Genomic DNA, 6,029 nt, shown 5'->3' on the forward strand with positions numbered 1-6,029 from the left:
CAAGCGGCAAACGGTGCGCTGCAACTCGATGGCCCACAGTTCAGCGTTCGCCTGTGGGGCGTGACGCCAGTTCTTGGCCATGGCGCGGCATTGGATCAAGGCCAGAAGCTCGGCACGGTCACGGGCCCGCTGCTTGTGCAGATGTGCCGGGGAGCAGAACTTGACGCGCCGCTGTTCTGCACGCCGTCCCGTGCATCGGCGTGGCAGGCGTTGTGCCCGTCGCCGGCGACTCTGCTAGGGCTGGCCTGCGACGCCGAGCCTGAGCTGGACGCGAAAACCCTGCTCGAACGCCGCGATGCCAGTTTTGCCCGCACGCAAAAACACTATTACGTTGACCCGCCGCGCATTGAACGCGGCTGGCGCAATCACCTGATTGATATGCACGGCCGATCCTATCTGGACATGCTCAACAACGTCGCCGTGCTCGGCCACGGTCACCCTCGGATGGCGGCGGTCGCGGCGCGGCAGTGGTCGTTGCTCAATACCAATTCGCGCTTCAACTACGCGGCGGTCGCCGAATTTTCCGAGCGCTTGCTGAAGCTTGCACCGCAGGGCATGGATCGCGTGTTCCTGGTCAACAGCGGTAGCGAGGCCAATGACCTGGCGATTCGTCTGGCCTGGGCCTACAGCGGCGGGCGCGACATGATCAGTGTGCTTGAGGCGTATCACGGCTGGACGATCGGCGCCGATGCGGTATCGACGTCGATTGCCGACAACCCGAAGGCCCTGGAAAGTCGCCCGGACTGGGTGCACCCAGTGCCGGCGCCGAACACTTATCGCGGCGAATTCCGTGGCGCCGATTCGGCGCCGGATTACGTGCGCAGCGTCGAACATCACCTGCAAAAACTGGCCGAGCAGAAGCGGCAACTGGCCGGTTTCATCTGCGAGCCGGTCTACGGCAATGCCGGAGGTATTTCTTTACCGCCGGGCTATTTGCCGCAGGTGTATGAAAAGGTCCGCGCGCAGGGCGGGGTGTGCATCGCTGACGAAGTGCAGGTCGGTTATGGGCGCATGGGCCATTTTTTCTGGGGCTTCGAACAGCAGGGCGTAGTGCCGGACATCATCACCATGGCCAAAGGCATGGGTAACGGCCAGCCACTTGGCGCGGTGATCACTCGCCGGGAAATCGCCGAGGCGCTGGAGGCTGAGGGCTATTTCTTCTCGTCGGCAGGCGGCAGTCCGGTCAGTTGCCAGATCGGCATGGCGGTGCTCGATGTGATGGAAGAGGAAAAGCTCTGGGAGAACGCCCAGGTCGTCGGCGGCCACTTCAAGGCGCGCCTGGAAGCGTTGATCGATAAACATCCGCTGGTCGGCGCGGTGCACGGCTCCGGGTTTTATCTCGGGCTGGAGCTGATTCGCAATCGCCAGACGCTGGAACCGGCAACTGCCGAGACTGCATTGCTGTGTGATCGCCTCCGCGAGTTGGGGATCTTCATGCAGCCGACGGGCGATGACTTGAACATCCTCAAAATCAAGCCACCGATGGTGACGTCGCGCCAGAGTGTGGATTTCTTTGTCGATATGCTGGATCGGGTGCTTACCGAAGGCCTGTAAGCAAGGCACATCCCCTGTGGGAGCGAGCCTGCTCGCGAAAGCTGTGTATCAGTCGCCACATGCGGTGACTGACACAGCGCATTCGCGAGCAGGCTCGCTCCCACATTTGTTTTTGGTCTTAAGTTCGATTTGTATCGAGTTAATTGGCGTTAAGACAGGGAGATTCTTTATTTACAGCTTCTAAAACCGATATTTATCGGTTATAAAGTTGCCATTGCTCCGGCATGGCGATCTCTTGTCCGGTGCGCGCGTTTTCTTTTCGGTCGAATTTTTCGACCGTCAAAGCACTAGCCCGGAGATGATTCATGAGCCGTATCGTTACCGTCGCCGCCACGCAGATGGCCTGTTCGTGGGACCTGGAAGCCAACCTCGAAACCGCTGAAAGACTGGTCCGCGAAGCCGCCGCCAAAGGCGCGCAGATCATCCTCATCCAGGAACTGTTCGAGGCGCCGTACTTTTGCCAGAAGCCGAATCCGGATTACCTGCAACTGGCTACGACCGTTGAAGAAAACGTCGCCATCAAGCATTTCCAGAAAATCGCCAAAGAGCTGCAAGTGGTGCTGCCGATCAGCTTCTACGAACTGGCCGGGCGTGCACGCTTCAACAGCATCGCGATCATCGACGCCGACGGCAGCAACCTCGGGATTTATCGTAAAAGCCATATCCCCGACGGCCCGGGCTATCACGAAAAGTATTACTTCAACCCGGGCGACACCGGCTTCAAGGTGTGGAACACCCGTTACGCGAAAATCGGCGTCGGCATCTGTTGGGACCAGTGGTTTCCGGAAGCGGCGCGCAGCATGGCCCTGCAAGGCGCGGAAATTCTTTTTTATCCGACCGCGATCGGCAGCGAGCCGCATGACAAGACCATCTCTTCACGCGATCACTGGCAGCGAGTGCAGCAGGGCCATGCCGGCGCCAACCTGATGCCGCTGATCGCCAGCAACCGCATCGGCAACGAAGAACAGGACGGCTACGACATCACCTTCTATGGCTCTTCATTCATCGCCAACCAGTTCGGCGAAAAAGTGCAGGAGCTGAATAAAACCGAAGAAGGTATTCTTGTGCACACGTTCAACCTCGACGAGCTGGAACATATTCGCAGCGCGTGGGGTTCATTCCGCGACCGCCGGCCGAATCTGTACGGCGCGTTGAAAACCCTCGACGGTTCCCTGGAGTCCTGATGACCACATTGAAAAGTACCCCACGCGCCGATGGCTTCTACATGCCGGCCGAGTGGGCGCCGCAAACCCAGACCTGGATGATCTGGCCGGAGCGCCCGGACAACTGGCGTCTGGGCGGCAAACCGGCGCAGGCTGCGCACGCCGCGGTGGCCAAGGCCATCGCCCGTTTCGAACCGGTGACCGTTGCCGTCTCCGCCGGCCAATACGAAAACGCCCGCGCGCGCCTCGATGTGCCGAATATCCGCGTGGTGGAAATGTCCAGTGACGACGCCTGGGTTCGCGACAGCGGCCCGACCTTCGTCATCAACAACCGTGGCGAAGTGCGCGGCGTGAACTGGGATTTCAACGCTTGGGGCGGTTTCGATGGCGGTCTGTATGCGCCGTGGAACCGTGATTCGCAGGTCGGCGGCAAGATCCTCGAGATCGAACGCAGCCCGCGCTACCGCACCGAAGGTTTCGTGCTCGAAGGCGGTTCGATTCATGTCGATGGCGAAGGCACGCTGATCACCACCGAAGAATGCCTGCTCAACCGCAATCGCAACCCGCACCTGAGCCGCGAAGAAATCGAGACGGTACTGCGTGACAACCTGTCCGTGAACAAGATCATCTGGCTGCCGGATGGCTTGTTCAACGATGAAACCGACGGCCATGTGGATAACTTCTGCTGCTACGTGCGCCCGGGCGAAGTGCTGCTGGCATGGACCGACGATCCGCAGGATCCGAACTACCCACGCTGTCAGGCCGCGATGCAAGTGCTGCAAAGCAGCACCGATGCCAAGGGCCGCCCGTTCACGGTGCATAAAATGCCGATTCCGGGGCCGCTGTACGCGACCGAAGAAGAGTGTGCCGGCGTCGATGCGGTGGACGGTTCGCAAGAGCGCAATCCGTCCGTGCGCCTGGCCGGTTCCTACGTGAACTTCCTGATCGTCAACGGCGGCATCATCGCGCCGAGCTTCGACGACCCGATGGATGCCCCGGCCAGGGAAATCCTGCAGAAGTTGTTTCCGCATCATGAAGTAGTGATGGTGCCGGGCCGCGAACTGTTACTGGGTGGCGGCAATATTCACTGCCTTACCCAACAGCAGCCAGCGCCGCACAAAGAGTGAGTTGAGTCGTAACAGCTTGAGTTGTTTAGCAAAACAGCGAGGCAATGATTAGCTCGCTACGCATGAAAGCAAGCCCGCGGCCCGTCAGGACCGCGGGCTTGTTTGTATCCGCCGGTCGACATTCGAGTCGCCTTGGCATAGCTCTTGTATTGCTCCTGATGCACTAGGGAGGGCGGGGAACTTCAACAGTTCTGTCACAAACCTTGGATAACGTAGCCGCTCACGAACGGGGAGAGAGCGCTGAAATGAACGCCGAAGTGAACGTAATCAGCGAGCGGACTGTGCATCCCATGGCCGTCAACGGCGAATCGCTCCAGCTTGTCGCGCACTGGTTGAAGTCCAATGGAACGCGTCAGATCAGACAACCTGATCCGCGCCGGATGATGATCGAGCGTTACCCCGCTGGCCTGTTCAGCGAGGCCGAGCTGGAAGCCTTGTGGGATGTGATGGAAGGATAAGAACAATAGGGATTGGTAAAAGCGCTGCCGGGATGGTGGCGCTTTTTTTGCCTGATTTTTATCCTCAGGTATTCAAAGGTGGGAGCGAGCCTGCTCGCGAAGACGTCAGCCCTGCCAATGACTTCATCGAATGATCCACCGATTTCGCGAGCAGGCTCGCTCCTAAAATTCAGAACTCCCTGCTTAACCTCATTTTTATGCAATAGCCCAGCAAGAAAATTACGTTTCTTAGACGTTTTTCGCCTATTTAAAGACGATTCTTGAAATTGACACACTGTTCAGGGCGCAGCTACGATTCGGCCCAACGCCTGTGGCTAACCGCCATGACTCAAAACAAGGAGCAGGCCCGCCATGACGTTCTCGTTGGCGGGTCTTTTTGTTTCGGGGTGAATACAAGAGTGCAAAAGCGCCGTTTCAGCCGTTCGACACAGCGCGTTTCAACCCGTAATAAGGAAAACAAAATGTTGAACAAGCGAATCAGTCTGATCGCACTGGGGATGTTGAGTGCTACACAGGCCATGGCTAACGACCAGGCCGAATCCAAGGGTTTCGTTGAAGACAGCAGCCTGAAAGTGCTGCTGCGCAACGCCTACATCAATCGTGATTACAAAGACGGTAACAAGGACAAGGCCGAATGGGGCCAAGCGGCCATCGGTACGTTCTCGTCGGGCTTCACTCAAGGCACCGTCGGTGTCGGCGTGGACGCTTTCGGTCTGTACGCATTGCGCCTGGACGGCGGCAAGGGCCGTAGCGGCGCCGGCGGCATCGATTTTTTCAGACAGGAAAATGATGGTCGCGCGAACCACGACATCGCCAAGGGCGGTGCTGCGGTCAAGTTCCGAGTGTCCAATACCGTACTGACCTATGGCGACCAGATGCCGGCCCTGCCGGTGCTGAGCTACGACAACGTGCGTCTGCTGCCGGAAAGCTATACCGGTACCTTGATCACTTCCCGTGAAATCCAAGGCCTGGAATTGAACGCCGGTCGTTTCACCGCCGAGTCGCGCAAGAGCGATGAGGGCCGTGACAGCGGCGGTCTGAAGTCGATCAACGTGTTGGGCGGCAGCTATCAGTTCACCGAACATTTCAAAGGCGCGCTGTACGCCTCCGACGTTGAAGACGTCTTGAAGAAACAGTACGTGAACGCCAACTACGTGATTCCGTTCAACAAGGATCAGTCCCTGACCCTGGATTTCAACGGCTATCGCACCAAGCTGGACAGCTCGTACGTGCGCGAAAACACCGTGCCGGGCGAAAGCATCGTCACCGGTCGCGACAACAAGATCTGGAGCCTGGCAGCCACCTTCGCCACCGGCCCGCACTCGTTCACCGTGGCGCACCAGCGTTCCACTGGCGACAGCAACCTGGGTTATGCCTACGGCGGCTATCAGAAAGACCAGGGTCGTGTCGGCGACGGTGGTAACTCTATCTACCTGGCCAACTCCTACTGGTCTGACTTCAACGCCGAAGACGAACGCAGCTGGCAGCTGGGCTATGGCCTGGACTTTGGTTCGTTCGGCGTTCCAGGTCTGAGCTACAACTTCGCTTACGTGCGCGGCGACAACATCACCACGTCCACCAGCGAAGGCGGCACCGAGCGCGAAATCTTCAACCAGTTCAAGTACGTCGTGCAAAGTGGCCCGGCCAAAGACCTGAGCGTGAAGTTGCGCAGTTCGATCCTGCGCGTGTCGCAGAAATCCAGCGAGTACAACGTCAGCGGTAACGAG

The 6,029-nt window shown here is 58.7% G+C and carries 5 protein-coding genes; all 5 read left to right on the forward strand.

All coding sequences use genetic code 11. The features are described 5' to 3' along the window. A partial coding sequence (locus D6877_RS04895; RefSeq protein ID WP_130910043.1) for an aminotransferase occupies window positions 1-1,554 on the forward strand: 1,554 nt, incomplete at its 5' end. A 305-nt stretch (window positions 1,555-1,859) separates the two neighbouring features. Continuing rightward, on the forward strand, window positions 1,860-2,738 hold the full coding sequence (aguB, locus tag D6877_RS04900; protein ID WP_130910040.1) for an N-carbamoylputrescine amidase: 879 nt from the start codon (window positions 1,860-1,862) through the stop codon (window positions 2,736-2,738). Continuing rightward, window positions 2,738-3,844 carry an agmatine deiminase gene (aguA, locus tag D6877_RS04905; protein ID WP_130910041.1) on the forward strand — a complete coding sequence of 369 codons (1,107 nt, stop codon included), beginning with the start codon at window positions 2,738-2,740 and terminating at the stop codon, window positions 3,842-3,844. The genes aguB and aguA overlap by 1 nt, the downstream gene beginning before the upstream one ends. Window positions 3,845-4,089: 245 nt before the next feature. After that, entirely contained in the window at window positions 4,090-4,302 is a 213-nt protein-coding gene (locus D6877_RS04910) for a hypothetical protein (RefSeq protein ID WP_016772156.1), read from the forward strand. Window positions 4,303-4,763: 461 nt separating this feature from the next. Next, window positions 4,764-6,029: OprD family porin (locus tag D6877_RS04915; protein WP_130910042.1), on the forward strand; the 1,266-nt coding region annotated here is incomplete at its 3' end.

This window comes from Pseudomonas sp. Sample_9 (assembly GCF_004307535.1).
GTDB classification, from domain to species: domain Bacteria; phylum Pseudomonadota; class Gammaproteobacteria; order Pseudomonadales; family Pseudomonadaceae; genus Aquipseudomonas; species Aquipseudomonas mercuritolerans.

Bases quoted from the DNA above. Each gene is read 5' to 3' on its own strand.
- aguB (WP_130910040.1), top strand. From the start codon at position 1,860: ATGAGCCGTATCGTTACCGTCGCCGCCACGCAGATGGCCTGTTCGTGG.
- D6877_RS04910 (WP_016772156.1), top strand. From the start codon at position 4,090: ATGAACGCCGAAGTGAACGTAATCAGCGAGCGGACTGTGCATCCCATG.
- aguA (WP_130910041.1), top strand. From the start codon at position 2,738: ATGACCACATTGAAAAGTACCCCACGCGCCGATGGCTTCTACATGCCG.